This is a genomic window from Leuconostoc inhae, assembly GCF_019656015.1.
Taxonomy (GTDB): Bacteria; Bacillota; Bacilli; order Lactobacillales; family Lactobacillaceae; genus Leuconostoc; species Leuconostoc inhae_A.
The window spans coordinates 61,064-86,051 of the sequence record NZ_BPKW01000001.1 but is presented as its reverse complement, the minus strand read 5'-3'; the positions used below and the strand labels follow the sequence as shown (position 1 = coordinate 86,051).

General features: G+C 36.8%; 25 protein-coding genes and 1 other annotated feature. Of the genes, 2 read left to right on the top strand and 23 right to left on the bottom strand.

The genetic code is table 11. The features are described 5' to 3' along the window. From K5Q14_RS00425 to ykzS, 23 genes are all read right to left on the bottom strand, one after another. The gene (locus K5Q14_RS00425; RefSeq protein ID WP_220733864.1) at window positions 1-357 is read right to left on the bottom strand and encodes a phage holin family protein; all 357 of its coding nucleotides are present in this window, start codon (window positions 355-357) and stop codon (window positions 1-3) included. Window positions 358-531: 174 nt separating this feature from the next. Next, window positions 532-1,206, bottom strand: coding sequence for a phosphate signaling complex protein PhoU (gene phoU / locus K5Q14_RS00420; protein WP_220733863.1), 675 nt, complete (start codon window positions 1,204-1,206; stop codon window positions 532-534). Window positions 1,207-1,270: 64 nt separating this feature from the next. Beyond that, complete coding sequence (pstB, locus tag K5Q14_RS00415; RefSeq protein ID WP_220733862.1) at window positions 1,271-2,041, bottom strand: phosphate ABC transporter ATP-binding protein PstB; 771 nt, start codon at window positions 2,039-2,041, stop codon at window positions 1,271-1,273. After that, window positions 2,038-2,877 carry a phosphate ABC transporter ATP-binding protein PstB gene (gene pstB, locus K5Q14_RS00410; RefSeq protein WP_220733861.1) on the bottom strand — a complete coding sequence of 280 codons (840 nt, stop codon included), beginning with the start codon at window positions 2,875-2,877 and terminating at the stop codon, window positions 2,038-2,040. The genes pstB (K5Q14_RS00415) and pstB (K5Q14_RS00410) overlap by 4 nt, the downstream gene beginning before the upstream one ends. A 71-nt stretch (window positions 2,878-2,948) precedes the next feature. Beyond that, complete coding sequence (pstA, locus tag K5Q14_RS00405) at window positions 2,949-3,833, bottom strand: phosphate ABC transporter permease PstA (protein ID WP_220733860.1); 885 nt, start codon at window positions 3,831-3,833, stop codon at window positions 2,949-2,951. Further along, window positions 3,833-4,756, bottom strand: coding sequence for a phosphate ABC transporter permease subunit PstC (gene pstC / locus K5Q14_RS00400; protein WP_220733859.1), 924 nt, complete (start codon window positions 4,754-4,756; stop codon window positions 3,833-3,835). The genes pstA and pstC overlap by 1 nt, the downstream gene beginning before the upstream one ends. Before the next feature lie 118 nt (window positions 4,757-4,874). After that, a complete protein-coding gene (locus K5Q14_RS00395; RefSeq protein ID WP_220733858.1) occupies window positions 4,875-5,756 on the bottom strand; it encodes a phosphate ABC transporter substrate-binding protein PstS family protein in 882 nt (293 codons plus the stop codon). Window positions 5,757-5,853: 97 nt separating this feature from the next. Continuing rightward, a complete protein-coding gene (locus K5Q14_RS00390) occupies window positions 5,854-7,209 on the bottom strand; it encodes a sensor histidine kinase (RefSeq protein WP_220733857.1) in 1,356 nt (451 codons plus the stop codon). Between the two features lie 70 nt (window positions 7,210-7,279). Continuing rightward, entirely contained in the window at window positions 7,280-8,185 is a 906-nt protein-coding gene (locus tag K5Q14_RS00385; RefSeq protein WP_220733856.1) for a phosphate ABC transporter substrate-binding protein, read from the bottom strand. 181 nt (window positions 8,186-8,366) lie between these two features. Continuing rightward, on the bottom strand, window positions 8,367-9,056 hold the full coding sequence (locus K5Q14_RS00380) for a response regulator transcription factor (RefSeq protein WP_281419668.1): 690 nt from the start codon (window positions 9,054-9,056) through the stop codon (window positions 8,367-8,369). 114 nt (window positions 9,057-9,170) lie between these two features. Next, complete coding sequence (gene recA, locus K5Q14_RS00375) at window positions 9,171-10,319, bottom strand: recombinase RecA (protein ID WP_220733855.1); 1,149 nt, start codon at window positions 10,317-10,319, stop codon at window positions 9,171-9,173. A 134-nt stretch (window positions 10,320-10,453) separates the two neighbouring features. After that, window positions 10,454-11,035: a CDP-diacylglycerol--glycerol-3-phosphate 3-phosphatidyltransferase gene (pgsA, locus tag K5Q14_RS00370; protein ID WP_220733854.1), complete on the bottom strand. Its 582-nt coding sequence runs from the start codon at window positions 11,033-11,035 to the stop codon at window positions 10,454-10,456. Window positions 11,036-11,044: 9 nt separating this feature from the next. Then, the gene (locus tag K5Q14_RS00365; protein WP_220733853.1) at window positions 11,045-11,929 is read right to left on the bottom strand and encodes a helix-turn-helix domain-containing protein; all 885 of its coding nucleotides are present in this window, start codon (window positions 11,927-11,929) and stop codon (window positions 11,045-11,047) included. Between the two features lie 13 nt (window positions 11,930-11,942). Beyond that, on the bottom strand, window positions 11,943-13,214 hold the full coding sequence (yfmH, locus tag K5Q14_RS00360; protein WP_220733852.1) for an EF-P 5-aminopentanol modification-associated protein YfmH: 1,272 nt from the start codon (window positions 13,212-13,214) through the stop codon (window positions 11,943-11,945). Next, window positions 13,211-14,482, bottom strand: coding sequence for an EF-P 5-aminopentanol modification-associated protein YfmF (gene yfmF, locus K5Q14_RS00355; protein ID WP_220733851.1), 1,272 nt, complete (start codon window positions 14,480-14,482; stop codon window positions 13,211-13,213). The genes yfmH and yfmF overlap by 4 nt, the downstream gene beginning before the upstream one ends. A 6-nt stretch (window positions 14,483-14,488) precedes the next feature. Then, complete coding sequence (gene cls, locus K5Q14_RS00350) at window positions 14,489-15,943, bottom strand: cardiolipin synthase (RefSeq protein WP_220733850.1); 1,455 nt, start codon at window positions 15,941-15,943, stop codon at window positions 14,489-14,491. A 162-nt stretch (window positions 15,944-16,105) separates the two neighbouring features. Next, window positions 16,106-16,960 (bottom strand): amino acid ABC transporter substrate-binding protein, encoded by an 855-nt coding sequence (locus K5Q14_RS00345; RefSeq protein ID WP_220733849.1) that lies wholly within the window; start codon window positions 16,958-16,960, stop codon window positions 16,106-16,108. Continuing rightward, window positions 16,960-17,598 carry an amino acid ABC transporter ATP-binding protein gene (locus tag K5Q14_RS00340; RefSeq protein WP_220733848.1) on the bottom strand — a complete coding sequence of 213 codons (639 nt, stop codon included), beginning with the start codon at window positions 17,596-17,598 and terminating at the stop codon, window positions 16,960-16,962. Before K5Q14_RS00340 ends, K5Q14_RS00345 begins: the two co-directional genes overlap by 1 nt. Window positions 17,599-17,601: 3 nt before the next feature. Further along, window positions 17,602-18,243, bottom strand: coding sequence for an amino acid ABC transporter permease (locus K5Q14_RS00335; protein ID WP_220733847.1), 642 nt, complete (start codon window positions 18,241-18,243; stop codon window positions 17,602-17,604). Between the two features lie 184 nt (window positions 18,244-18,427). Next, window positions 18,428-18,650 (bottom strand) — a binding site (T-box leader). 42 nt (window positions 18,651-18,692) lie between these two features. Further along, the gene (gene mreD / locus K5Q14_RS00330; RefSeq protein WP_220733846.1) at window positions 18,693-19,220 is read right to left on the bottom strand and encodes a rod shape-determining protein MreD; all 528 of its coding nucleotides are present in this window, start codon (window positions 19,218-19,220) and stop codon (window positions 18,693-18,695) included. Further along, window positions 19,220-20,077 carry a rod shape-determining protein MreC gene (gene mreC, locus K5Q14_RS00325; RefSeq protein WP_220733845.1) on the bottom strand — a complete coding sequence of 286 codons (858 nt, stop codon included), beginning with the start codon at window positions 20,075-20,077 and terminating at the stop codon, window positions 19,220-19,222. Before mreC ends, mreD begins: the two co-directional genes overlap by 1 nt. Window positions 20,078-20,152: 75 nt before the next feature. Continuing rightward, window positions 20,153-21,160 (bottom strand): rod shape-determining protein, encoded by a 1,008-nt coding sequence (locus K5Q14_RS00320; RefSeq protein ID WP_010016948.1) that lies wholly within the window; start codon window positions 21,158-21,160, stop codon window positions 20,153-20,155. Between the two features lie 100 nt (window positions 21,161-21,260). Continuing rightward, entirely contained in the window at window positions 21,261-21,434 is a 174-nt protein-coding gene (gene ykzS, locus K5Q14_RS00315) for a protein YkzS (protein ID WP_220733844.1), read from the bottom strand. A gap of 182 nt (window positions 21,435-21,616) precedes the next feature. Here ykzS and K5Q14_RS00310 point away from each other — a divergent pair, with 182 nt between their 5' ends. Further along, a complete protein-coding gene (locus tag K5Q14_RS00310) occupies window positions 21,617-23,683 on the top strand; it encodes an ATP-dependent Clp protease ATP-binding subunit (RefSeq protein WP_220733843.1) in 2,067 nt (688 codons plus the stop codon). A gap of 135 nt (window positions 23,684-23,818) precedes the next feature. Beyond that, on the top strand, window positions 23,819-24,985 hold the full coding sequence (locus tag K5Q14_RS00305) for a DUF2075 domain-containing protein (RefSeq protein ID WP_220733842.1): 1,167 nt from the start codon (window positions 23,819-23,821) through the stop codon (window positions 24,983-24,985). The last annotated feature ends 3 nt before the right edge of the window (window positions 24,986-24,988 follow it).

Here is a 24,988-nt window from a genome sequence, read left to right as displayed (position 1 = left end):
TTATTTTCTTTCTACGTGTGCGTGCAAATTAGGTGTCAACAGTGTATTGACAATTGACAAAATAATTGCTGTAAATATTGCCCAACTAAAACTTGAAAAATCAAAACCGCCAACAAGGTCTGCAGTTATTTCTAACATAATACCGTTAATGACAATTGTGAATAAACCAAATGTTATAAACGTTAATGGTAATGTCAGAAGCGTTAGTATGGGTTTAATAATCGTGTTTAATACCGCTAACACCAGCGCTGCCCCTAAAGCTGTCACCCAATTATCAACACGAAATGCTTCTGAAAAAAGTGACGAAATAACTAAGAAAACTAACATTGTTGTCGCTAAACGTGCAAAAAAACGCATATACCCTCCTACTGTCATTTACTGTAAGCGCTTAACATATTGACATAACGCACTTATTAAGTAATGTACAACACCCTTATTATACCAAAACTTTCCATCAGTAGACATAAAAACGACTAAACTTTCGTCTAGTCGTTCATTTGAAGTTACAATGAGTCATCAAACGATGCATCATTAAATAAAATAATTGTATCCTGGATTCAGCTCAATAATCTTACCTGTACGCTTATATACAATCCATTCTGCAATGTCTGTCGTATAATCCCCGATACGCTTCAAATAACCAGCAATCACCAAATAATCAGCTGCTGAATCAACTAGCTCAGCATCTTCTTTCATGCCCTCAACTGAATCAAAACGCACTTGGGCTGCACGCTTTGATAAAGTTTGATTTTCTTCGGCAATGGATTCAGCTCCTAAAGCATCATTTTTAATATAATAATCCATTACAGTTGAGACCATTGTTGCTACTTGTTCGCCCATTTCACCAAGTGCCTTTTCAACACCAGAAATATGTTTTGTTCCCTTAACACGAATAGTCGAATTAGCGATATTACGTGCTTGATCTCCCATCCGTTCCAAAACAGAAACTGCTTTCAAAATCGTAACAATTTCGCGCAAATCAGTTGTAACGGGTTGGTACAAAGCAATCATTTCAAAAGTTTTCTTTTCGATAGCTGCTTCTCGTTCATTAATTTGATGGTCATTCTCTAAAATGGCTTTCGCACCCTCACGATCGTGATCCACAAATGATTGCACGGATTTTTGAATAGTTTGGGCAACAAGCATACCCATTTCTGTAAATGAATTGTCTAAATCGGCTAGTTCTTCATCAAATAATCGTCGCATGTTAATTCTCCTTTTCATCGCTCTATCTATATTATTGTGAATTAAACCTTGTTTGTTTCTAAAATCATCCGAATCGACCACTAACGTAATCTTGCGTTTCTTGACTTTGGGGATTCAAAAAAATGTGCTTAGTTGAATCAACCTCAATAAGATCGCCATTTAGGAAGAAAGCTGTACGATCTGATATACGTGATGCTTGTGACATTGAATGTGTAACAATAATCATGGCATAGTCATCACGTAAATTCAATAGCGTTTCTTCAATATTATGACTAGACACTGGATCTAAAGCTGATGTTGGTTCATCTAATAATAATAGTTCTGGTGCAGTTGCCAAAACGCGCGCAAGTGAGACACGTTGTTGCTGTCCACCTGACAAGCCAAGAGCAGACTTATGCAAATCATCTTTAACTTCTTCCCAAATTGATGCTTGCTTAAGCGATTTTTCCACAGCCTCATCAAGTTCAGCTTTATCTTTGACACCAGCTAATTTAAGACCAAAAATAACATTTTCATAAATAGAGAAAGGAAAAGGGTTAGGTTGTTGGAAGACCATGCCGATTCGCTTACGTAAATCAACAGTATCTGTTGTTGGTGCATAAATGTCTGTTCCCTTAAAGTCAAACGAACCAGTTACTGTCACATTATCCTCTAAATCATGCATACGATTTATTGCTCTAATATAGGTAGACTTTCCAGAGCCAGATGGACCAATAAGCGCTGTAATTCCCTTTTCTGGAAAATTTAAGTTAATGCCGTGTAACGCCTCTTTTTGACCATACCATAATTTTACATCACGTGTTTCAAGTATATTTTTTTGTTTAATATCTGTCATCCGAAGTTCCCCGAAATATAATCATTTGTCAGTGCAACTTTTGGTCTTGTAAAAATTTTACGCGTCAAATCATATTCAATCACCTTTCCCATATGGAAAAAAGCTGTATAATCACTAATTCGAGCCGCCTGTTGCATATTATGTGTCACAATAATAATTGTGTACTGATCTTTCAACTTAAGTAATGTATCTTCAACTTGCGCAGATGAAATTGGATCAAGTGCACTAGATGGTTCATCTAAAAGTAAAATATCTGGCTTCAAAGCCAATGCTCGTGCAATAACCAGACGTTGTGCTTGTCCACCTGATAACGCTAATGCTGATTTATCTAACTCATCTTTAACTTGATCCCATAAGGCTGCTTGTTTCAAACTTGTTTCAACAATTTCATCAAGTTCTTGTTTAGTATATTGTCCACGTTGTGTCAGTGCAAAAGTAATATTATTATAGATAGATTTGGCAAACGGGTTGGGACGTTGAAATACCATACCGATGTGACGTCGCATTTCGTATACGTCGATCGCTTTAGTGTTAATATCGACACCGCGATACATGATATTACCCTTAACCGTCGCAACACTATCATTCATACGATTTAATGATCGCAAAAATGTTGATTTACCAGAACCTGACGCACCTATTAGACTAGTAATTTTATAACGTTCAAATGACAAATCACCTTCACTTAATGCCAAATTCTGACCATAACTCACTTGTAAATCCTTTGTTGATATTGCAATTTCATGGTCGCCTGCACTCAGGTCATAAATATAACGTTCTGGCATATTTTCAGTAATAAATTCACTGGCTGGTTTTAACTCGATATTATTTACCATTTTTTCTCCATAACTAAGTGACTTAAAAATTTTTTAATGACATAAAATTCGCATTTGTCATTCTAGTTTTGTTATGCACTGGTCAATTTTTTGTATAACTGTGCACCTATTTTACGTGCACTAAGGTTGAACAATAACACAACAATAATCAAAACTGCTGAGGCACCCGCAGATACAGCATTCGCATCCGGCATAATACCTTCAGAATTAATCTTCCAGATATGTACTGCTAAGGTTTCGGCAGGACGCATAGGATTTAACGGGCTTGAAATATTAAATGGGTTCCAGTCTGCAAAATTTAGTGCAGGAGCAGATTGTCCAGCTGTATAGATTAAAGCGGCAGCTTCACCAAAAACACGACCTGCAGATAATACAACACCTGTCACAATTGAGGGCACTGCAGCTGGTAAAATGATATGAATCACTGTTTCCCAACGTGACAAACCTAATGCAGAACCAGCTTCACGTTGCAAATTTGGAATTTGAGCTAAACTTGTTTCAATTGAACGTGTCAACAGAGGTAAATTAAAAAAAGTTAGTGCAATTGCGCCTGATAGTATTGAAAACCCTAAATGAAATTGAACAACAAATATCAAAAATCCAAACAACCCAACAACGACTGAAGGCAAAGAACTTAAAATTTCAATTGCTGTACGGACAACCGTTGTGAATTTACCTTTTTTTGAATATTCATTCAAATAAATAGCAGCACCTAAAGCGATTGGAAAACTAATAATCATTGCCAATATCAGTAAATAAAAAGAATTAAACAATTGGATACCAATACCACCACCAGCTTCAAATGCTCTGGCTGGCGATGTTAAAAAGTGCCATGATAAATTCGGTACACCACGAATCAAAATAAAAGCAAGCATGGCAATCAGAATTAACGCAACAATCCCAGAAATCGCATAAATTACACCTGTGGCTATTTTATCAGCACGTTTTGCATTCATTATTTCATCTCTCCTCTGCGCCCAATAGCACGTACAACTAAGTTAAATACCAATGACATTAGTAACAAAATCATTGCTAGTGTCCATAACACATCATTTTGTAATGATCCCATCACAGTATTACCAATTCCCATAGTCAAAATTGATGTTAACGTTGAGGCGGGTGATGTCAAATTATGAGGCATCAAAGCTGCGTTGCCGATAACCATTTGTACTGCTAGTGCTTCACCAAAGGCACGCGCCATACCAAAGACAATGGCAGTTAAAATACCTGGTGTTGCTGCTCTGAGCACAACTTTATAAATCATTTGCCAACGAGTAGCACCAATAGCCAATGCTGATTCACGATAGTGTCTAGGAACAGACTTTAACGTATCGACAGTCATCGATGTAATTGTTGGTAAGACCATCACGAACAAAACAATTGTACCTGATAAAATCCCAAATCCTGAACCACCAAAAACACTCCGAATAAATGGCACAACAACTGTCAGTCCAATAAACCCATAAACAACAGACGGAATACCAACTAACAGCTCAATAATCGGTTGCATAATTTTTGTGCCACGCTTTTGAGCAATTTCAGTCATAAATAACGATGTGCCAATAGCAAACGGTGTCGCTACAATTGCTGCTAGGAACGTTACCAAAAACGATCCAAAAATCATTGGCAATGCACCTATATAAGGTTGCTTAGTTTGTGGATTAACTACTGATGGGTTCCATGTTGAACCAAATAAAAAGTCTTTGACATGAACGCCATCATGGAAAAATGTTGATAAGCCACGACTCATAACGAAAGCAAAAATCGATATAACAACAATGACAATTAACGATAAAGCTGCCAAACTCACAGCTCGTCCTAGTGAATCTTTTTTTGTTGATTCAGACTTTTGCATCAACTTCTGTGTAATGTTATCCATTTTATCTCCATAGCATCAAATATTGTCACATAAGATGACTACTCCGTAGTCATCAAACAACATCAAATGCATTAATTTTCTTGTATTCCAACTTTGTTAAACAATTCGTATAAATTAATTATTTTTTTATAATGTTACCATTCAACTCACGAGTCACTTGCATATCGTGAATCGAGATATATCCCAATTTTGGGACTAATGTACTCTGAATTTCTTTTGACGTTAAGTAATTCAGAAATTTAGCAACAGTTGGCGTTGGTTTTCCCTTGGTATAGACATGTTCGTATGACCAAATAGGATACATACCTGATGCAACATTTTTATTTAATGGTGACACATGATTAACTGAAGCCGCTACAATTGTATCATCAATATAGCCAAAAGCTGCATATGAAATAGCTCCTGGTGTCGTTGCTACAATAGAGCGTACCATGCCTGAAGAATCTTGTTCCTGTGCTTCAATACTTTGTTTGCCAAGCAAGCCCCACTTTTCAAATGTTGCACGTGTCCCAGATCCCGCTGCGCGATTAATAATAACAATCTTTTTATTTTTACCACCAATTTGTTGCCAATTTGTTACTTTTCCGGTAAATATTGCTTGCAGCTGTGCGGTTGATAAATCTTTTAAACCGATGTCTTTATTCAACAATGGTGCAATACCAACAACGGCTACCTGATGATCCACCAGCCGCTTAGCATTAATACCTTCTTTTTCTTCCGCAAAAACGTCAGAATTTCCTAAGTCTACTGCACCTTGCGAAACTTGACTTAAGCCTGTTCCGGTACCGCCACCTTGCACGTTAACAAAGGTGCCTAAATTAATTTTTGCATATTCTTCACCTGCTGCTTCAACAAACGGTTGTAAAGCTGTTGAACCAACAGCCGTAATCGATGTTCCTGAAGTACTTTTGTCTCGTGTTGCATAAGCAGTTCCAAGTGCTGCTGCAATACTAACGGCCACAATTGTGATTATAATTGTTCCGCGATGCGATTTCGACATGATGATGCCTCCCAAGATTAAACTACTACTACTTCATTATCTTAAAACCATGTAAATGTATTAACAGCACTTTGTAAAGATTAGGTAAAGAAAATATTTACAAAGGCAAAGTAACACTAATAGTGGTTCCCACCCCGACTTGTGAATTTACTTTCACTTCACCATTGTGCTTACTAACAATTTCATTAACAATTGCCAATCCTAGACCTGTTCCACTAGCAATTGTTCTTTGCCGCGATTCATCACCGCGATAAAAGCGCTCAAAGATCCGGGATTGTTGGTTTTTAGGAATGCCAATACCAGAATCTTTAATATTAATTTGCCAATGTTGATGGTCTTTATACACGGTCACACTAACCTCACCATCTTGTCTGTTATACTTCACAGCATTTATAATTAAATTTTGTAAAATTGTCTCCAAGTCATTTTTTAGGCCGTGCACAACAAAATCTTGCGACACATTGTTTTTGAAAGTAATATCTTTCGTCGCTGCCATTGCACTCATATGTTGCCATTGCTCATCGACTAAGTTTTTAATAATTAGTTTTGTATCTACGACGTCATTTTTTTGTTTCACACGAGACAATGACAAAATATCAATAACAAGCGATGATAAACGTTCTGATTCATCAGCAACAATTTGTAAAAATTGCTTGCGTGTATTTGGATCTTCACCTGCGGGTCCTTGTAAAGTTTCTACAAAACCGGTGATTGCAGTTAGTGGTGTTTTAAGTTCGTGTGAGGCGTTAGCCAAAAAATCAGATTGCATGCGTTCAACCTGTAAAACAGATGTCAAATCATATATAATAATCATTACTTCAGCATGTTTCAGATCATTTTGATGATAAAGTGTGCTAGCTTCATATTGCTTTACCTCGCCATTTATTTGTAAATTTAAAATAGATTGTTGGTTATGTTGCGTATTAAAAGTTTGCGTCATTAGTTCCGATAGTGTGAATTGTTTAATCACTAAACTTTCTGCAACTGGTATTTTAGGTTGTTGTATACCTAATAAATCTGCAGCAGTTGCATTAAAAACATCAATGACATGTCGTCGATTCACATTAATGACACCAACTGGTAAACTTGCAAGTAGTGACTGATAATTCGTCACATCGCGTTGTGCAGTTTGCTGTGTCTGTTTAATATAGTTTTGTAAATTATTAAATTGATTGATCAAATCATAATATGGCGAATTTGGCTCTGTCAATACACCCCTAGGCTCTTGGCCCTGAATTGTAGCCAACATACGATTTTTCATGACTTGCAATTCTGTCTGCTGACCAACTTCCCAAAATCGTGCTATCCATATGCCACTTGCTGTCGCAATCAACAGAAAAAAAATCATAATCACCCATTGCTGACGATTCAAAGACATCATATTCCCTAATATCACACTAATTATCATGTTAGGAATTAAAAATAACAAACCTTTAAGTATTTTTTTTATCATATGCCTCTCCTGATATAACTATCATAACAAAAAAAAACCGCTTTCGCGGCATTAAAACTATATTAATCATTTACTTATTTTCGACTTTACCAGTTGCATCGCGTGTTACTTTCATATCAGTCAGACCAATATAACCCAATTTCGGCACAATGGTCTTTTGTACTTCTTTGGTAGCAAAATACTTCAAAAATGCTTTTGTTGCTTCTGATTCATTGCCTTTGGTATACATATGTTCATATGCCCAAATTGGCCATGAATTATCTTCAACATTTTTCTTGTCTGGTGTTACTTTATCAACATTTAAAGCCTTAATCCCTGATGCATCTAGATAGGCAAAAGCCAAGTATGAAATGGCGCCTGGTGTTGTGGATACAATCTTTTGAACGGTACCATTGGAATCTTGTTCAGTTGATTGTACAGCATTTTGACCATCTAACACGTTCTTTTCAAATACAGAACGTGTGCCAGATCCAGTTGCACGGTTAATAATAACAATTTTTTCATCCTTACCACCAACTTCTTGCCAGTTAGTAATTTTACCAGTAAAGATATCACGTAATTGTGTCTTAGAAATGTTTGACACCTGTACATCAGAATTGACCACAGGCGCAATACCAACTACAGCCACCTGATGATCTTTTAACTTGGAAGCATCAACGCCATCTTTTTCTTCCGCAAATACATCAGAGTTACCGATTTGGACAGAGCCATTAGCTACTTGACTCAAGCCCGCACCAGATCCACCGCCTTGAACAGTTATCGTCACACCAGGATTTTTTTCTTGAAAAGACGTGCCAACCTGTTCGGCCAATGGCTGTAAGGCTGTTGATCCAAGTGATAGTACTTTACCACTTAACTTTTTTGTCGTTGCAACCGTAGTGGCTTTATCTGTGTGTGAATTAGAGTTGGCATAAATAGCTATGCCTGCTGCGATAACAACTACACCACCGGCAACGCCAATAATCGTTTTGTTCATGAACACTTCTCCCTTTGTTTAGGCTTCGCGTGGAAGCATATGTAATGTAAACTCGGCTTGTAGTAGAGGCTCTTGGTAGCCTTTCCTTGTTTACAAATCATATATTACGCACCTTGTGTCAAAGAAAGCAACCTAAAATCGTCATCGTTATGTAAAGCAATGTAAATCAATCTTTACATTGTTAATTGACCATTGTGTAACCAAAACCTCGCACAGTTTTTAATATTTGTGGTGATTTTGGGTTGTTTTCAACTTTTTCTCGTAAATTACTAATATGCATATCTACCATGCGACTTTCACCAACAAATTCATAACCCCATACTGCCGTTAAAATCGTTTCACGATCAATCACACGACCAACTCTTTGTGAAAAATACAATAAAAGTTCATACTCTCGTGGTGTCAAAGTCAAATTTTTACCAGATTTAGTCACAATTTTTTTGTTATCATCAATCACAATATCTTGTATTTCAATAACATCTGGTTTATCTGCATCTGAGCGCTCAGTCTGTGATCGTCGCAGAACAGCTTTTAATCGTGCCAACACTTCTCTTAGGCTAAATGGCTTAGTAATGTAATCATCTGCTCCTAATTCTAGTCCAAACACACGATCAAATTCATCACCTTTAGCAGTAACTAGTAATACAGGGGTTGTTATTTTATCTTGACGCAAATTTTTCAACACTGTCATGCCGTCCATAACAGGTAACATCAAATCAAGTAGAATAGCATCAAAAGTTTGTTCCCCAATAAGTTCATATGCTGATTGACCATCCGATGCTATTGACACTTGATAGCCATTTTGTTCTAAATTATACTTCAATAATGTTGAAATTGCCGGTTCGTCATCTACTACTAAAATTTTTGTCATGATATCAATACACGTAACTTTCGCTCAGTGCATTCCTCTCCAAATGTTTATTTACTTGCATTGTAACAAAATAAATAGAAACGCCCTAGCGTTTCTATTTATTCTTTACATTATTTATACAATTGGTTCATCCGTTAAATCATCGTCTGCAGCCAAATTCAATGTTTCGGGCTCATTATCCGTTGAGCTGTCATCATTATTAGACTCATTAACAGCTGTTTCACCATCGCCTATGCCAAATGCATCACGTACTTTAACATAAATTTCCTGACGCATTTCTGCATTTTCTGGAGAATCCAAAAATTCTTTCGCTTTTTCACGACCTTGGCCCACTTTAATATCATTATAATAGTAAAATGCTCCTGCTTTTCGAATAATTTCTTTCTCAGCACCAAGATCAAGAATTTCCCCTGTTTGAGAAATACCTTTACCATACATAATATCTACTTCAGCGACCTTAAATGGTGGGGCTACTTTATTCTTAACAACTTTTACTTTGGTTAAGTTTCCAGTGACATCAGTGCCATCTTTAATTTGAGTTGAACGTCGTACTTCTAAACGAATTGTTGAATAAAACTTTAACGCACGACCTCCTGGTGTTGTTTCAGGATTACCAAACATCACACCAATTTTTTCTCGAATCTGATTAATGAAAATAGCAATTGTCCCAGTTCGATTTAAAGTTCCTGCTAACTTACGTAATGCTTGACTCATCAAGCGTGCTTGCAACCCGACGTGTGAATCACCCATTTCACCTTCAATTTCTGCACGTGGAACCAATGCTGCAACTGAATCGACAACGATAATATCAACTGCACCTGATTGTACCAACGCATCAGCAATTTCTAGGCCTTGTTCGCCTGTATCAGGCTGTGACAATAACAACTCATCTTTTTTAACACCTAACGCTTCAGCATATTTAACATCCAATGCATTTTCCGCGTCAATATAAGCCGCCGTACCACCTGCTTTTTGCACTTCAGCAACTGCGTGCAATGCAATGGTTGTTTTTCCAGATGACTCTGGACCATACACTTCAATAATTCGACCCTTTGGATAACCACCAACACCAAGCGCAACATCTAACTTCACTGATCCTGATGGATAAGTTTCAATCTGTGTCAACGTGTTTTCACCCAAAAGCATAACCGAACCCTTGCCAAAATTTTTTTCGATTTTCTTCAGTGCTTCATCTAGTGCTGTTTTGCGACCCTTTGCTTGATTTTCTTTATCATCTTTTTTAGTCGTTTTTTTTGTGACCATATCTTTCGCTAACTCCTTTTATCTTTCTTCATTAGTTTACCTGCTTTTTTAGCCAAAAGCAAGTATTAAACGAACAATTGTTCGATAGCGTTCGCTTCTGTCTTTATGATACGAAAAAAGCGCTCATTGCGCTTTTACATACCATCTGAAAATACATAACGATTTTGCCAGAAATAATCAATGCCTGAGTATATTGTAAATATAACTGCTATCCATAACAATATATTCCCAACTGGGAAACCAAAATATACGAATGGCACATTTTTAATATATAGGAAAAAAATAGCAAACATTTGTGAAAATGTTTTTATTTTTCCCGGCATTTGAGCAGCCAAAACTTGACCATTATTCTCAACTATCAATGTTCTTAAACCTGTAATAGCTAGTTCTCGAATAACTATCACTGCAGTCATCCATGCAGGAACAACATGAAAGCTTGTTAAAAATATCAATGCTGTAATCACCAATAGCTTATCAGCCAACGGATCAGCAAATTTACCAAAATTAGTGACTAAATGCCGACTGCGTGCAATTTTACCATCCAAAAAATCTGTTACAGAGGCTACTGCAAAAACAATTGCAGCCACTAACCAGTTAACAGGTAACGCGACAGTCATAACCGTAATAGTGGTCCAATCGTAAGGAATCGTTAATATTAAAATAAAAATAGGAATTAAAATAATACGAAAGACTGTTAATTTATTTGGTAGATTCATAGTTTCCTCTTAATTATTTAAGTTCATCAGCACATTCCAAAAAGGTGTTGCTGTACTAATGACATTGATTCTTTGACTATCAAATGTCATGACTGCGTTTGCGACATTGGTAAATTGTACATTGACAACATTTGTTCCCTTGGGAACAGAAATTGTTTTATCAGCTGTTATCATTTCGTTTAATATCACATTGTTATCTGCTGTAACTTGAACGTTTGTTCCTGTATTTTGCGCAGTAATTTTGATTGTATGTGATTTTGTATTCTGTTTTGATAAATTATAAATTGTTGTCTGTTGTGCAGTATTTTGCTCTGGTGTGCCAAGCTTTGCTTTAGTCTCAGAAGTCTTTTTGGTTGGCTTTTTGCTTGAAGATGATGATGACTCATTTGTTGCAGATGAGCTAGCACTGGCAGGTATCGTCGACGTTGAAACCGATACATTACTACTGTCATTTGATTGTTGGTTATCAGTAGTTAAATGTGTCAAGACGAACCACATGCTACCCAGCACCAAAATAACTATAATACCTATCCAAATCGTTGGCAGCATACTTGAAATTTGTGACTTAGCTGAACGCGTTGTGTCAATGCCCGCACGGACAACCCCATCATTATCACGGTGTGCGCGATTTAAGTCCTTACTTCGAGAGATTGAAGCTGGGCCCGCCTCGCCTAATAAATCTTCAGGATTTAAGTCAACAGCAAGTGCATATTGACGAATAAATGCACGGACATAAAAGTCACCTGGTAAAATACCGAGATTATTGTTTTCAATAGCCTCAAGATATCTTTCTTGAATTTTAGTCGAAGCTTGCACATCATCTAGTGATAAATTTTTTTTGAGGCGAGCAGCCTTTAACTGCTCACCTATTTGATTTGTTAAAATTTCGCTCATAATTTTTCCAATGTCATTTCTGCAGAACAAACCGTTGTAGTTGTACATTTTTATATAGCTCTTCAGCGGTGTCTAGTATATCATCATATGTTAAATCTTGTAATAACATAATTTTATCAAATAAATTGGTACCGAAAAGTACATCATCGCCACGTAAGGCAATGCTTTCTAACGAATTCAAACGCTGTATACCTTCTCCTAATGTTGCGCGACGTAAAGATTCAAAAACTGCTTCCTTACCATCAAGCACTTTGCGATACTCAGCTAATTGATTCTTAATTGCAGCTGTTAATGCTTCATATTCAGTCGTTTCTGCAAAAAAAGTAACAAATTGATAGTTTCGTAAGAGATCAAATGACGTTTCAAATTCAGTATCAATGATACCTTCATTATACAGGTTTTGATACCAATCTGTCTGTTCTCCAAACAAAATATCGGATAAAACATCAGCAGCTAGCACAAATTTAGTCGCTTCTTTTCCTGACCTGGCATTTGGCTTTAGTCGCATACCAAAGCCAATTTTAGGACGCGATACATCAAATTTTTTAGTTTCCTGTATTGTTTTAGGTAAATCTATTGGTGCTTGAAACTTTTTCACGTTAACCGTTTCAATTGTTTTTGTTGCTTGATTATCCTTAACAACTGCTAGAATTTTTTCAGGGTCAAAATTGCCAACAATTTGTAATGTTAATTGATTTGCTTGATAAAAGGCACGATGAATAGCGTATAGTAATGCCGGGGTGATTTTCAAAATTGATTCTTTCGTTCCAGCAATATCTTCTGACAACGCGTCATTAGGATACATGAGATGCATAAGTCCCATATAGACAGCCCAATTTGGATCATCATCATACATTTGAATCTCTTGCCCGATAATCCCTTGCTCTTTAGCAATTGTTTTGTCACTAAAGTATGGTGTTTGTACGAAATCTAATAAATGTCTCATTGCCGAATTCAAATTTTGGGTTGTTGAAAACAGGTAACTTGTCTGATAAGCATTTGTAAAGGCATTAGCATCAGCCCCTAGCTCACCAAACCGTGTAAACGCATCACTGTTTTCTTTTTCAAATAATTTATGTTCCAAAAAATGAGCTGTCCCAGCTGGAATATCGATAGGCTTATCATCGTTAATTTGAAAACGTTGATCTAACGCGCCAAATGGTGTTGTAATGACCGCAAAAGTTTTATGATATGATTTTTTTGGAATCATCACAACTTTTAACCCATTAGCTAATGTTGCCGTTATGACTTTTTCTTTTAGTCGTTTATATTTTTTTTCAATCATAATAGTACCTCAGGCATCAAAGTAAACCGACTTTGTATAACGACTTCATTTGCCATTTTTGCAACATCAGCTGGTGTAACAGCGTTAACCGCAGCAACCCAAGCAGTAACTGTTGTTTCCCGATTTGTTAATAATCTTGAGAATACAAGCCCTATTTCACTGGCTGGTGAATCTTGTTGGCTTAAATAATCATTTATCAAGCTAGCTTTAATAGCTGACAACGTTTCTTCAGAGAAATCACCTACTTGAATGGCTGTGATTTGTGCTTGAATCATGGCATCCGTTTGTGACACTTTATCAGCATCTAAGCCAGCCGCAACAGTAATAAACCCTGTATCATTTTGCCACCGTGAATAAATACTATATGCTAACGACTCTTTTTCACGAATAACTGTAAATAATTTAGACAATGGCGAACCGCCAAACAGTGCATTCATAACCAAGGCTACAAAGCGTCTTGGATCTTCCGGTGCAATTGCTAATCGGTAGCTAATTGTCATAATTGCTTGGTTAATATCTGCCTGTACATCCGTTAATTCGTTTATTACCGGCAGTGTCTCTTGCCGATAAAATGGCGTCAACGACTGTTCTTGTCGCGCTACAAGTGGCCAAGCGGCTAATTCCGATAGCACTCGGTCTTCATCAACATCCCCATAAACAATGATATTGATTGTATCATTGTTTATCATATTCTGATAAACCTGGTAAACGCTCTCTGAAGTCAGTGCCTCAACATCACTGGTACGACCTGATGATGATATTGTCATTGCAGGCAAATCATAAGTTATTTCACGTAATTTTGACATAGCATAACGTTGTTTATCATCTGTTAAACTATCTAATTCATTTATTAAACTTTGCTTTTCTTTTGTAAAAATTGGCAAGTCAAAATGGCCGTTTATGACAAACGGATTAAAGATCATGTCGCGCAAAAAATCAAATGCATCATGTAATAAACTATTTTCTGCATCAATATAGGTTGGTGCCGGCATTTGCAGTGTGTAACGCACATGATGTGTCTGCCCAAAACGCATGACATCTGTTTGATACTGTGCGCCATATAAGTCAATTGTTTTTTGAGCAACCATTTGTTGGCTGGAATATTTATTTGAACTAACAGCCGTTAAATAAGTCAATAGTGACCGTGCTGAGACCTTATCAATTTCTAATAATGGTGCCGCAAAGTCGACAGCAATATGAAGAGTTTTAAATTGTGTTGTGGGCAGAACTACTAGGTTCACACCGCTTTTAAGTTGAATTTTTTTCATAGTTTTTTATAATATTGGCGAAAATAGTCGGCTAAATTTCTGAAGAAAAGTTAACCAAAATGACTGTTTCTCAAAATCCTCAATTGTTAATTGTGTTGCATGTTCAATGTCTTGCTCAAACAAGTTCTCTAAATGAGCTGCAAATTCTGGATCGTAGATAAAAGCGTTTGTTTCAAAGTTTAAGACAAATGACCTAATATCCACATTAGCCGATCCCACTGTCCCGATTTCATGATCAATACTGACGACCTTGCTATGCAAAAAACCACCATCATACCGATACACTTCTGCACCTAAGTCAATCAGTTCTTTGGCATAATATTGCGTTGCTCGGTAAACGATTGGATGGTCAGGGCGATTTGGAATCATCAAACGTACACGAACACCTGACATAATGGCTATTTCAAACGTTTCTAAAATGGCAGCATCTGGAATAAAATAGGGTGTTTGAATTGTTATTTCTGTTCGCGCTGAAGCAAACATTCGCATAAATCCTTGCTTAATCTGTTTCATATCATTATCTGGCCCACTTGATACGATTTGAACCATAGCCAGACCTGGTAATTGAACGATTTCCGGAAAATAATCAATCGTTTTGGAAAGCACTTCCTGAGGCTCAGCTGTGGCATTCCAATCCATCAAGAATCGACTTTGCATAGATAAGACTGCATCACCATGAATACGAATATGTGTATCTCGCCAATGCCCAAACTTTTTAAAATAACCAAGATATTGATCCCCAACATTGAAGCCACCAATATAGCCTATAGTACCGTCAATAATAGCGATTTTACGATGATTTCTAAAATTAAAACGTAGCGTTAATAGTTGGAAGCGGCGCATTAAAAATGGTGCCACTATACCACCAGCATCACGTAATCGCTTATACATTTTTCGGTGTTGCCCATGAGAACCAAACTGATCAAAAATAACTCTGACTTCAACACCTTCTTGCGCTTTTTTGGTCAATAAATCAATTAATTGATTGCCAATTTTATCGTCATAAATTGTAAAATATTCTAAATGAATATGATGCTTTGCCTGCTTAATATCTTCAAACAAGGCATTAAATTTATCAAAACCATTCGTAAAAATTTGAATTTCATTGCCACGTGTTAACACAGCATCATCAGATGTTAGAAATAACCGTACTAATTCAGAGGCAGAATCAGGGATTGGTAACAAATCTTCAATTTTTTCAAGTTGTTGTCGTTGATTATCTGCTATTTGCTCTAATCCACTGATATCCTGTGTTCTTAAACGAAAAATCTTTTTATTTGAAATCCGACTGCCAACCAAAAAAAATATAAAAAAACCGACAACAGGTAATGTCAATAATACAAGTAACCATGCCCAAATAGTAGCAATGTCTCTTTTTTGACTAAACACAGTAACAATCGCACCAAAAGTGTTAATAACTAGGAGCGTTACAATAATTATCCACAATGAATCCCTTAGCATGCCGTCCCTCTTTCAGTTTGTAATAATACTAGTTTACCATTTTTTACAATTGTATGACAAATAACCTAAATAAAAAGCACAAAACTTGTTATTATGACTAACAAATTTGTACTTTTTATGATTCATGAATTACTTATTAGGGTTACTAGCAAATTAACTATTTTAATTTGAGAACCATTTATCTTCAATTCGTTGCATACGACCATCTTTTTTAAATTTAGCTAGCGTCTGATTAACAGCTTGTCGTAATTGCTTATCTGATTTACGAAAACCTACCGCTGTTTCGTCAACCGAAAAGCCGCCAACTGTAACTGTATAGTTTTTAGGGTTAGTTTGATGTGCAACGTAATAGCGGGCGTAATCTTCATCAATTAGAAGACCATCAATTCGACCAGCGTTCAAATCATTAAAGGCTTTATCAAAAGTATCGTAACCAATAACCTTTTGATCTTTAACATACTGCTTAAGTACCTTTGGGTGTTGATTAAAACTTTCATCGCCACTAGAAGCAGTTTGATCACCAAGAACTTTGTTTTGCATATCAGAAAAAGAAGTAATATTATTTTTCTTCAGCGTAACTAAAACTTGTGTTGCATGATGATATGAGTTAGAAAAAGCAACTTGCTTCTCACGTGCAGCTGTTTTAGTATAGCCATTCCAAATGGCATCAATATTGCCAGTGTTTAATTCAGTTTCTTTCATTGACCAATCAATTGGCTGCCACTTAACCGTGATACCCATCGTTTTAAAAACAGCATTGGCCAAATCAACATCAAAACCAATAATTTTACCATTTTTGTCTCGAAATCCCATAGGCACAAAAGTATCATCCAAACCGATTGTAATCTGTTTGTCTTGTTTAATACGTTGCCACTCATCCGTTTTGGATGTTTCTTGATTAGCTTGTGAATTATCTTTGGCCCCTGCACTTAATCCAACGACAAGCCAAGCAACGATAGCAACAAATAACACACCAATAATTGAATTTACAATTATTTTCTTCTTCATAGTCACCATTAGCGTGCTACCTCCTTTGAAAAATCAAAGACACGATCGGATACTATTTCCGCAAAAAATTGATCGTGTGTAATAATAAGTTGTGTCACACCGCGTTTTTTTAGCGTTTTGACAATTTCAGCAACTTGTTTAGTTGATGCTTCATCTAGTCCACTTGTTGGTTCATCATACGCTAAAATTTGCGGATTCATTGCTAATGCACGAGCAATTGCTGCACGTTGCTTTTGACCACCTGATAATTGAAACGGATACAATTCCGCTTTGTTTAACATACCTAATGTGTCAAGAATACCGCGAGCTTGATCTTTGGCTGTTGTTTTATCAATTTTATTGACATTAACGGGCGCTAACATAATATTATCTAACACAGTATAGTTTGGGAAAAGATTAAAATCTTGAAAAATCAAACCAACTTTAGCATCTGTACGTGTGCCATCAACTGGTAACTGTTCACTATTTAAAGTGACTTTACCAGCATCTGCAGTTTCTAAACCCGCTAATATTTTAATCAACGTTGTCTTTCCTATGCCAGAAGGTCCAACAATGCTAAGCACTTCCCCATCAGAAACCGTTAAATCCAAGTCTTTAAAAATCGTATTATTGTTATATGTTTTAGTTAATTTTTTAATTTCTAACATTGCTTATCTCCAAATGTTTAAACGTTTTTCGGTACGTCGCAATAATACTGTCACAATAGCCGTCATGATAAGGTAGATTAGACCTACGAGCAAATAAGGAATTAAAGTCACATCGCGACTAGCTGCGATATTACCTGCACGCAAGATATCGCCTAATCCAATAACATAAACCAATGATGTATCTTTAACAAGATTAATGACTTCATTACCAAACGACGGCACAACTATTTTGATTACTTGTGGTAGTACAATCTTAAAAAATGTTTGTATTTTTGTAAAACCTAATACCTTAGCTGCGTCATATTGACCGCGAGGGACAGATTGCAACCCACCACGAAAAATTTCAGCAAGATAAGCTGCGTAATTAATAATGAAAGCAATAACAGCTGCTTCGAATCTTGGAAAAGAAATGCCCATCATGCCTAATCCGTAATAGACAAAAATTAATTGCAGCAATAATGGTGTCCCTCGCATAACCCAAATATAGCCATTAATTAGCCAACGAATCGTAAAGTATTCCGATTTCATACCAAGAGATACAATAATACCTAATGGGACAGACCCAATAATTGTGAAAAAGAATACCCCCAATGTCATCTTTAATCCTGACAATAAACTCGGTAATAATTCTAGAAAATAGTTCATCAATTGCTCCTTTTTAGACGTCATTATTAATAACGTTGCTTTTAATTAAAAAAAGCTCTTGCAAAATAGTTTGCAAGAGGACGCGTCAGCGTGATACCACCTCAGATTTTAATTTTGTTCACACAAAACTACTCTGTCAGTCTTTTATAGTTAACACAAAAACGCCCTCTGAATACAATAGCATTCAGAGGGCGTTTTTACGCGGTGCCACCTCTTATTACATAATCATCACTGATTATGCCTTAATAAGTCAAAAGACTGTATGCGGTAACGGGCAATTCCGACGTGATCTACTTCATTCAATCACACACTCGCAAATGTGTTTCATTTAACATAATCATTTGCTCACACTACCCGCAAACTCTCTGAAGAAAATGTTAAACTACTCTTCTGCTCAACGTTTTTTAATATATTTCTTATTATAGTCTTTTTATTATTTTTGTCAATATTTATTTTAAAAACTGAAATAATGACCATGTGGGGTAGTAACAAATGGTGACTAACACAATATTTAAAATAGCTGTTGGTAACACTTCAAATGCCAAAAAGGTAACTAAACTAACATTTGCAATGCCAATGATAAATCCAGAAACATAGGTAACAATCAGATAAACAATTAATCCAACCAGAAATATTGAGATGCCACTTAGTAAACGTTCATCTAATATTTTGTGTAACTGTTTCATCACAGCCACTGCTGAAATAAAGGCCAGTGTATACGTACCGAAAATTCCTGTGTAATACATATCAAATAATATACCAATAAGGATGACATATAGCCAAAAAGGCATGTCGTTATCTACCTCAAATTGAACAGCATAAAACAGCCAAACTAATGTGAGTGCTGGCAAAATATGCCATGGAAAGGCAGTCAACATACCACCCATACCAGCCATTACTGAACCGTCAACAAATAGCAAAAAAAATAAAAATACCGGATATACTACTCGCAATCGTGTCAACTGCCAAAATGCCATTATTGCGCTCCAATCTGTGATACTGCAACAACTACTGTTGTAATGTTACCTAAATCAGCTGCTGGTTCAATATTGATACGCTTAGATAAGCCATAGTCATCTCGAGTGACACTTGACACTTTGCCAACATAAAGTCCAGCAGGAATCACGCCACCTAATCCTGATGTTTCAACTAAATCACCAGCTTTAATTTTGTTTTCTGATGTGACTTGACTCATTATTAGTTGATTTTTTTCTCGATTAAAGTTCGTCACAATACCATTAACGTCACCATTACCACCCTTTATTGTAATCGCAAATCGATTAGCATCTTCGCTTGTATCAGATATTAGCGCGACCTTCGAATTAGTCGTATTGACCTCACTTACGCGCCCTATAATGCCAGCACCAGACAATACTGGCATACCTTTTTTAAGACCTGATTTTAACCCTTTGTTAATAACCAACTGAGACTGCCAGGTTGTCGGTGATCGACTAATAGTAACCGCAGATACTGTTTTATAGTCTGTCAAAGTTGCTTTGAGTTTAAGTTGGTCTTTAAGTGCCTTATTTTCCTCTTCAACTGTTTGTAGTCTGACCTTGTCTTGTGCGAATTCATCAATTTTTGATTTCAGTTCGCGATTTTCTTCAAACGTATCTAACAAATTAGCAATACTATTAGCTGAACGACCAATAGCTGTAGTTGGCACTGAAATAATACGACTCACCCCACCAGCTAAATCATTACCAAATCGCTGAAAAAAAGGTGGTGTATTGGTTCGTTTTGCCCACCAATTAGATCCTGCTATCAGCCCCACAATCACAATGAGTGAAATAATAATTGTTACAACGGCGCGCGACGAAAATATTTTACGCATTTTGTGTCCCCTTGTTTCAAAAATAAAAGCGTAGCGCAAGCGCTACGCTGGTGTTCAATTTATCTAATTTGCTATTTAACTTTGTCGCATCACATCAATAGACTTCAACGCCTCACCTGTACCAATCGCCACAGCATCAAGCGGTTCATTAGCAATTAAAACCGGCACCTTTGTTGCTTCTTGAATTATTTTATCCATATCACGTAACATTGCCCCACCACCGGTTAAGACCATGCCATGGTCAATAACATCTGCAGCCAATTCAGGTTGTGTTGATTCCAAAGTTTCACGAATTGCAACAACAATTTCTTGGACTGGCTCTTGGATAGATGTCGCCACATCTTCAGCTGTTACATCAATTGTTTTTGGTAAACCAGTCAACAAATCTCGACCACGTACTGATGCATTGGGTAATGTTCTTGCCAATTCTAATGAAGCTGCCCCAATTTCAATTTTTAAGCGTTCGGCCGTTGGTTCCCCAATTGTCACATTATATTTATTACGTACAAAGTTAGCAATTGCTTCATCCAACTTATCACCAGCTATTCGAATTGAACGACTCGAAACAATGCCGCCCAAGGAAATAGTAGCAACATCTGTTGTACCACCACCCATATCCACAACCATAGAACCCGTTGGATCCATAACAGGTAATCCAGCACCAACAGCTGCAGCAAATGGTTCTTCAATAACATACGCATCGCGTGCACCAGCAACACGGGCAGCATCAATAACAGCGCGTCGTTCAACAGCTGTCACGCCTGAAGGCACACCAATTGTAACATATGGCTTACCAATACGACCGCCTAATGCTTTTTGTAAATAATAACGAATCATAGCTACTGTCGTGTCATAATCTGCAATAACGCCATCACGCATAGGTCGAATAGCCGCAATACTAGCTGGTGTTCGACCAAGCATATCTTTTGCTTCTGAGCCCACAGCAACGACTTCGTTTGTTTGTGTGTTCCGCGCAACAACAGATGGTTCACGCAAAACAATACCACGTCCTTCAATATATACATATGTGTTGGCCGTACCAAGATCGATACCGACGTTTCGTTGTCCAAATGAAAATGCCACTATGCTGCCCCTTTTGTGCTTTCTATTATCAAAAAATGCACACACCTTATTTTATGCTTAACTTATAATATTGTAGCATAAAAAAGCGTTTCTATGCCGACTAATTTGCACGAACATATTTAACGTTACCTTGCTTTCCCGCAACACCACGAATACGGTTTTGAGATGGAAAGTCTCGCCATATTTTTTGAAATTCCGGAAATGTTGCTGGTGTAATGGCAATTTCATCGATGTTGCCATCACGTAAGTCGATTAATAATTGTTCATAATCCATTTAGTTACCTCACAATATAGTATACAATATTTTCTTTTAGCACTCAAAACAAAAGAGTGCTAATTTTAATTGCAATTTAATGTTGAGGTGTTATACTAGGGTCAGATTATAGAAAGGAAACGTGTGAGATCACTGAAAAACAACCTGTTTATTTAGTGCAATATCTCGCACAGCTTAATATTATGGCATCACAAGACCCTTTTGGATTTGGTAACATTAATTTTGACGAAATGATGCGTGCAATGAATGAACAAATGCAATCTGCACAACCTGACAATCAAGTTAATATGAACCAACAACAACAGAACAAAAAAGATAAAACTAAAAAAAGACCAACTTTACTGGAAGAATATGGTATTAATCTCACACAACAAGCACGTGACGGTAAACTTGACCCAGTAATTGGCCGCGATTTAGAAGTCGCTCGTACAATTGAAATACTCAACCGTCGTACTAAAAATAACCCTGTTCTCATCGGTGAACCTGGTGTCGGTAAAACAGCGGTAGTTGAAGGTTTAGCACAAGCAATTGTTGCAAACAAAGTACCCGAGAAGCTACGTTCTAAAGACGTCATTCGTTTAGCCATGTCTGCTATGGTACAAGGTACTGCTATGCGCGGACAATTTGAAGCACGTATGCGACAATTAATGAAAGAAGTAGCTGACAATGATGATGTTATTTTGTTCATTGATGAAGTTCACGAAATTATGGGCGCCGGTAATGCCGAAGGTGGCATGGATGCCGGTAATATCTTAAAGCCTGCCCTAGCCCGTGGTGAATTTCAACTCATTGGTGCTACAACTTTGAATGAATACCGTAAAATAGAAAAGGATGGGGCAATCGCACGTCGTTTCCAACCCGTCCAAATTTCAGAACCATCAAAAGAAGCAACAATCAAAATATTACAAGGTATTCAACAACGTTATGAAGCATATCATCATGTTGCTTTTACAGATGATGCTATAGTTGCTGCGGTCGAATTATCAGACCGCTATGTGCCTGAAAGATTTTTACCAGATAAAGCAATTGATTTAATTGATGAAGCTGGATCTCGTAAAAATTTGACCATGACAATTGCTGATCCAAAAGCCATTCAAGCAAAAATAGATACCGCCGATCAACTCAAACAAAGTGCCATTGACAAAGAAGATTTTGAAACAGCTAGCCACTGGCGTGACCAAACTAACCAACTTGAGTCTCAAAAAGCGCAAATTGAAGCACACCCAGAAATGTTCAAACCACAAACTGTTACTGAAAAAGATATTCTTCAAATCATTGAAGATAAAACAGATATACCAGTTGGCGATTTGAAAGATAATGAAGCTAATCAATTACAAGAGCTAGACAGTCAATTGGCTCAACATGTTATTGGACAAGACCTTGCAGTTCAAACAGTTGCTAAAGCCATTCGTCGTAATCGCATTGGTCTCACGAAATCTGGTCGGCCAATCGGCTCATTCTTATTCGTTGGTCCAACTGGTGTTGGTAAAACTGAATTAGCTAAGCAATTAGCGCAAGAAATGTTTGGTAGTAAAGAAGCCCTAATTCGTTTCGACATGTCTGAATACATGGAGAAACACGCTGTTTCTAAATTGATTGGTGCCCCAGCTGGTTATGTTGGCTATGAAGAAGCTGGTCAACTCACTGAGCAAGTACGACGTCATCCCTATTCACTCGTTTTGATTGATGAAGTTGAAAAAGCTCATCCTGATGTGATGAATATGTTCTTACAAATTTTAGACGACGGTCGGCTGACTGATGCTCAAGGTCATGTTGTCAGCTTCAAAGATACTGTTATCATTATGACTTCCAATGCTGGTTCAACCGATACTGGTAACGTGCCAATGGGATTTAATCAACTAGACGCGCAAAACAAATTATTACAACGTTTAGAAAACTACTTCCGACCAGAATTCTTAAATCGTTTTGACGATATTATTGAATTCGAACAATTATCAAAGACAGATCTTTTAACAATTGTTGATCTCATGTTAACAGATATGAACACCAATTTAGCTGATAATAATTTACATGTGAGTGTTAGTGACGCGGCAAAGTTAAAATTGGTAGCACTTGGGTATAACCCCGCTCTTGGAGCACGACCACTACGCCGTGTTTTGCAAGATAAAATTGCAGACAACTTAGCTGACTATTATCTATCACACCCTGAAGTAACTGATTTATATGCAGATATAGACGTTGATACAGACAATATTATTATTTCTCAAAAGGAATACATTAAAGCTTAAAATCATAAAAAAATATAAATAACATATTTTTTATGTAGCAGTTACCCATGATAATCTTGGGTAACTGCTTTTTTTAATTTAACCAACAAACGTATGGCATTATAGTATAATAACTATTAATGAGGTGATCTACTAATGAACGAAGTTTTAAAGGAACAATTCTTAATCAACAAATTATCTGATGATCAGCAACGTGTCATTGGTGACATGAATACCTATATTAATGACAGCATCGCAGAAAAGCAACATGCCGTTGCTATCATTCAAGGTGCTGCTGGTACTGGTAAATCTGTTGTATTAATGCATCTTGTCCAACAGTACATGACAAATAAACGCTATAAAACAGCCTTAGTGGTTAATCATCCAGAACTTTATAAAGCTTACCAAGATATGGCAAAAGATTTTTCTGGCATCAATCCACGTGATATTCGTCGACCAACTGCACTCATTAACGATGCACAAAAAAATAACCATCACTATGATGTTATTTTTGTTGACGAAGCACACTTACTCTACTCAAAATCTGAACCTTATGCGCATTATCGCGGAAATAACCAACTCACTGATTTAATGCATTTAGCTAAAATTGTTGTCGTTGTTTATGATTTCAATCAAGTTTTTCAATCTAAAATGTATTGGTCTCAAAAATTACTATTAGATACCATTGGCAATCATCCCTATCGTCAATTCAATATGAACTTTCAATATCGCATGGTTGCTAGCGATGCACAAATTGATTGGATAGATAATTTCACTGCTCAAAAACCGATTGTGCCATTTCCTGATAACAGTCAATTTGAACTGAAGGTATTTTCAACTGCTGGTGCGCTTTATGAGCAAATAAAAGCTAAAAATAAAGAATTTGGTTTAAGCCGTGTTGTGGCCACTTCAGGATTTCCTCGCATTGCCGGTCGTCATAATGTTGAAATGGACTCGTTCTCTTTGCCTTGGGATGAATGGGACCCACAACGCACACACTGGGCTAAGAGAGAATCATCTATCACACAGGTTGGCACAATTTATACGTTGCAGGGCTTTGATTTAAATTATGTTGGCATGATTATTGGTCCATCATTTGGTTATGATGCCAACACCGACAGCCTCACAATTATCCCAGAAAAATACTCGCACAAAGAAATTTTCAAAAAACGCCAAGACCTACAATTCACATCAGCACAATATCAAGAATTTATTGCTAACGTCTTGAATGTGTTAATTAAACGCGGTAAGTATGGTCTATATTTAACGGCTTATGATGATGACTTACGTGAACGGTTATTGACTTTGCAACGCACCAATTAATCA

Excerpts from the sequence above, each read along its gene's own strand:
- K5Q14_RS00310 (WP_220733843.1), top strand. The coding sequence starts at position 21,617 with ATGGCATCACAAGACCCTTTTGGATTTGGTAACATTAATTTTGACGAA.
- mreD (WP_220733846.1), bottom strand. The coding sequence starts at position 19,220 with ATGGCATTTTGGCAGTTGACACGATTGCGAGTAGTATATCCGGTATTT.
- recA (WP_220733855.1), bottom strand. The coding sequence starts at position 10,319 with ATGGTCACAAAAAAAACGACTAAAAAAGATGATAAAGAAAATCAAGCA.
- K5Q14_RS00380 (WP_281419668.1), bottom strand. The coding sequence starts at position 9,056 with ATGACAAAAATTTTAGTAGTAGATGACGAACCGGCAATTTCAACATTA.
- pstC (WP_220733859.1), bottom strand. The coding sequence starts at position 4,756 with ATGGATAACATTACACAGAAGTTGATGCAAAAGTCTGAATCAACAAAA.
- cls (WP_220733850.1), bottom strand. The coding sequence starts at position 15,943 with ATGCTAAGGGATTCATTGTGGATAATTATTGTAACGCTCCTAGTTATT.
- ykzS (WP_220733844.1), bottom strand. The coding sequence starts at position 21,434 with ATGGATTATGAACAATTATTAATCGACTTACGTGATGGCAACATCGAT.
- pgsA (WP_220733854.1), bottom strand. The coding sequence starts at position 11,035 with ATGAATCTACCAAATAAATTAACAGTCTTTCGTATTATTTTAATTCCT.
- K5Q14_RS00365 (WP_220733853.1), bottom strand. The coding sequence starts at position 11,929 with ATGAGCGAAATTTTAACAAATCAAATAGGTGAGCAGTTAAAGGCTGCT.
- mreC (WP_220733845.1), bottom strand. The coding sequence starts at position 20,077 with ATGCGTAAAATATTTTCGTCGCGCGCCGTTGTAACAATTATTATTTCA.
- phoU (WP_220733863.1), bottom strand. The coding sequence starts at position 1,206 with ATGCGACGATTATTTGATGAAGAACTAGCCGATTTAGACAATTCATTT.
- yfmF (WP_220733851.1), bottom strand. The coding sequence starts at position 14,482 with ATGAAAAAAATTCAACTTAAAAGCGGTGTGAACCTAGTAGTTCTGCCC.
- pstB (WP_220733862.1), bottom strand. The coding sequence starts at position 2,041 with ATGACAGATATTAAACAAAAAAATATACTTGAAACACGTGATGTAAAA.
- pstB (WP_220733861.1), bottom strand. The coding sequence starts at position 2,877 with ATGGTAAATAATATCGAGTTAAAACCAGCCAGTGAATTTATTACTGAA.
- K5Q14_RS00335 (WP_220733847.1), bottom strand. The coding sequence starts at position 18,243 with ATGAACTATTTTCTAGAATTATTACCGAGTTTATTGTCAGGATTAAAG.
- K5Q14_RS00425 (WP_220733864.1), bottom strand. The coding sequence starts at position 357 with ATGCGTTTTTTTGCACGTTTAGCGACAACAATGTTAGTTTTCTTAGTT.
- K5Q14_RS00340 (WP_220733848.1), bottom strand. The coding sequence starts at position 17,598 with ATGTTAGAAATTAAAAAATTAACTAAAACATATAACAATAATACGATT.
- pstA (WP_220733860.1), bottom strand. The coding sequence starts at position 3,833 with ATGAATGCAAAACGTGCTGATAAAATAGCCACAGGTGTAATTTATGCG.
- K5Q14_RS00385 (WP_220733856.1), bottom strand. The coding sequence starts at position 8,185 with ATGAACAAAACGATTATTGGCGTTGCCGGTGGTGTAGTTGTTATCGCA.
- yfmH (WP_220733852.1), bottom strand. The coding sequence starts at position 13,214 with ATGATTGAAAAAAAATATAAACGACTAAAAGAAAAAGTCATAACGGCA.
- K5Q14_RS00345 (WP_220733849.1), bottom strand. The coding sequence starts at position 16,960 with ATGGTGACTATGAAGAAGAAAATAATTGTAAATTCAATTATTGGTGTG.
- K5Q14_RS00395 (WP_220733858.1), bottom strand. The coding sequence starts at position 5,756 with ATGTCGAAATCGCATCGCGGAACAATTATAATCACAATTGTGGCCGTT.
- K5Q14_RS00390 (WP_220733857.1), bottom strand. The coding sequence starts at position 7,209 with ATGATAAAAAAAATACTTAAAGGTTTGTTATTTTTAATTCCTAACATG.
- K5Q14_RS00305 (WP_220733842.1), top strand. The coding sequence starts at position 23,819 with ATGAACGAAGTTTTAAAGGAACAATTCTTAATCAACAAATTATCTGAT.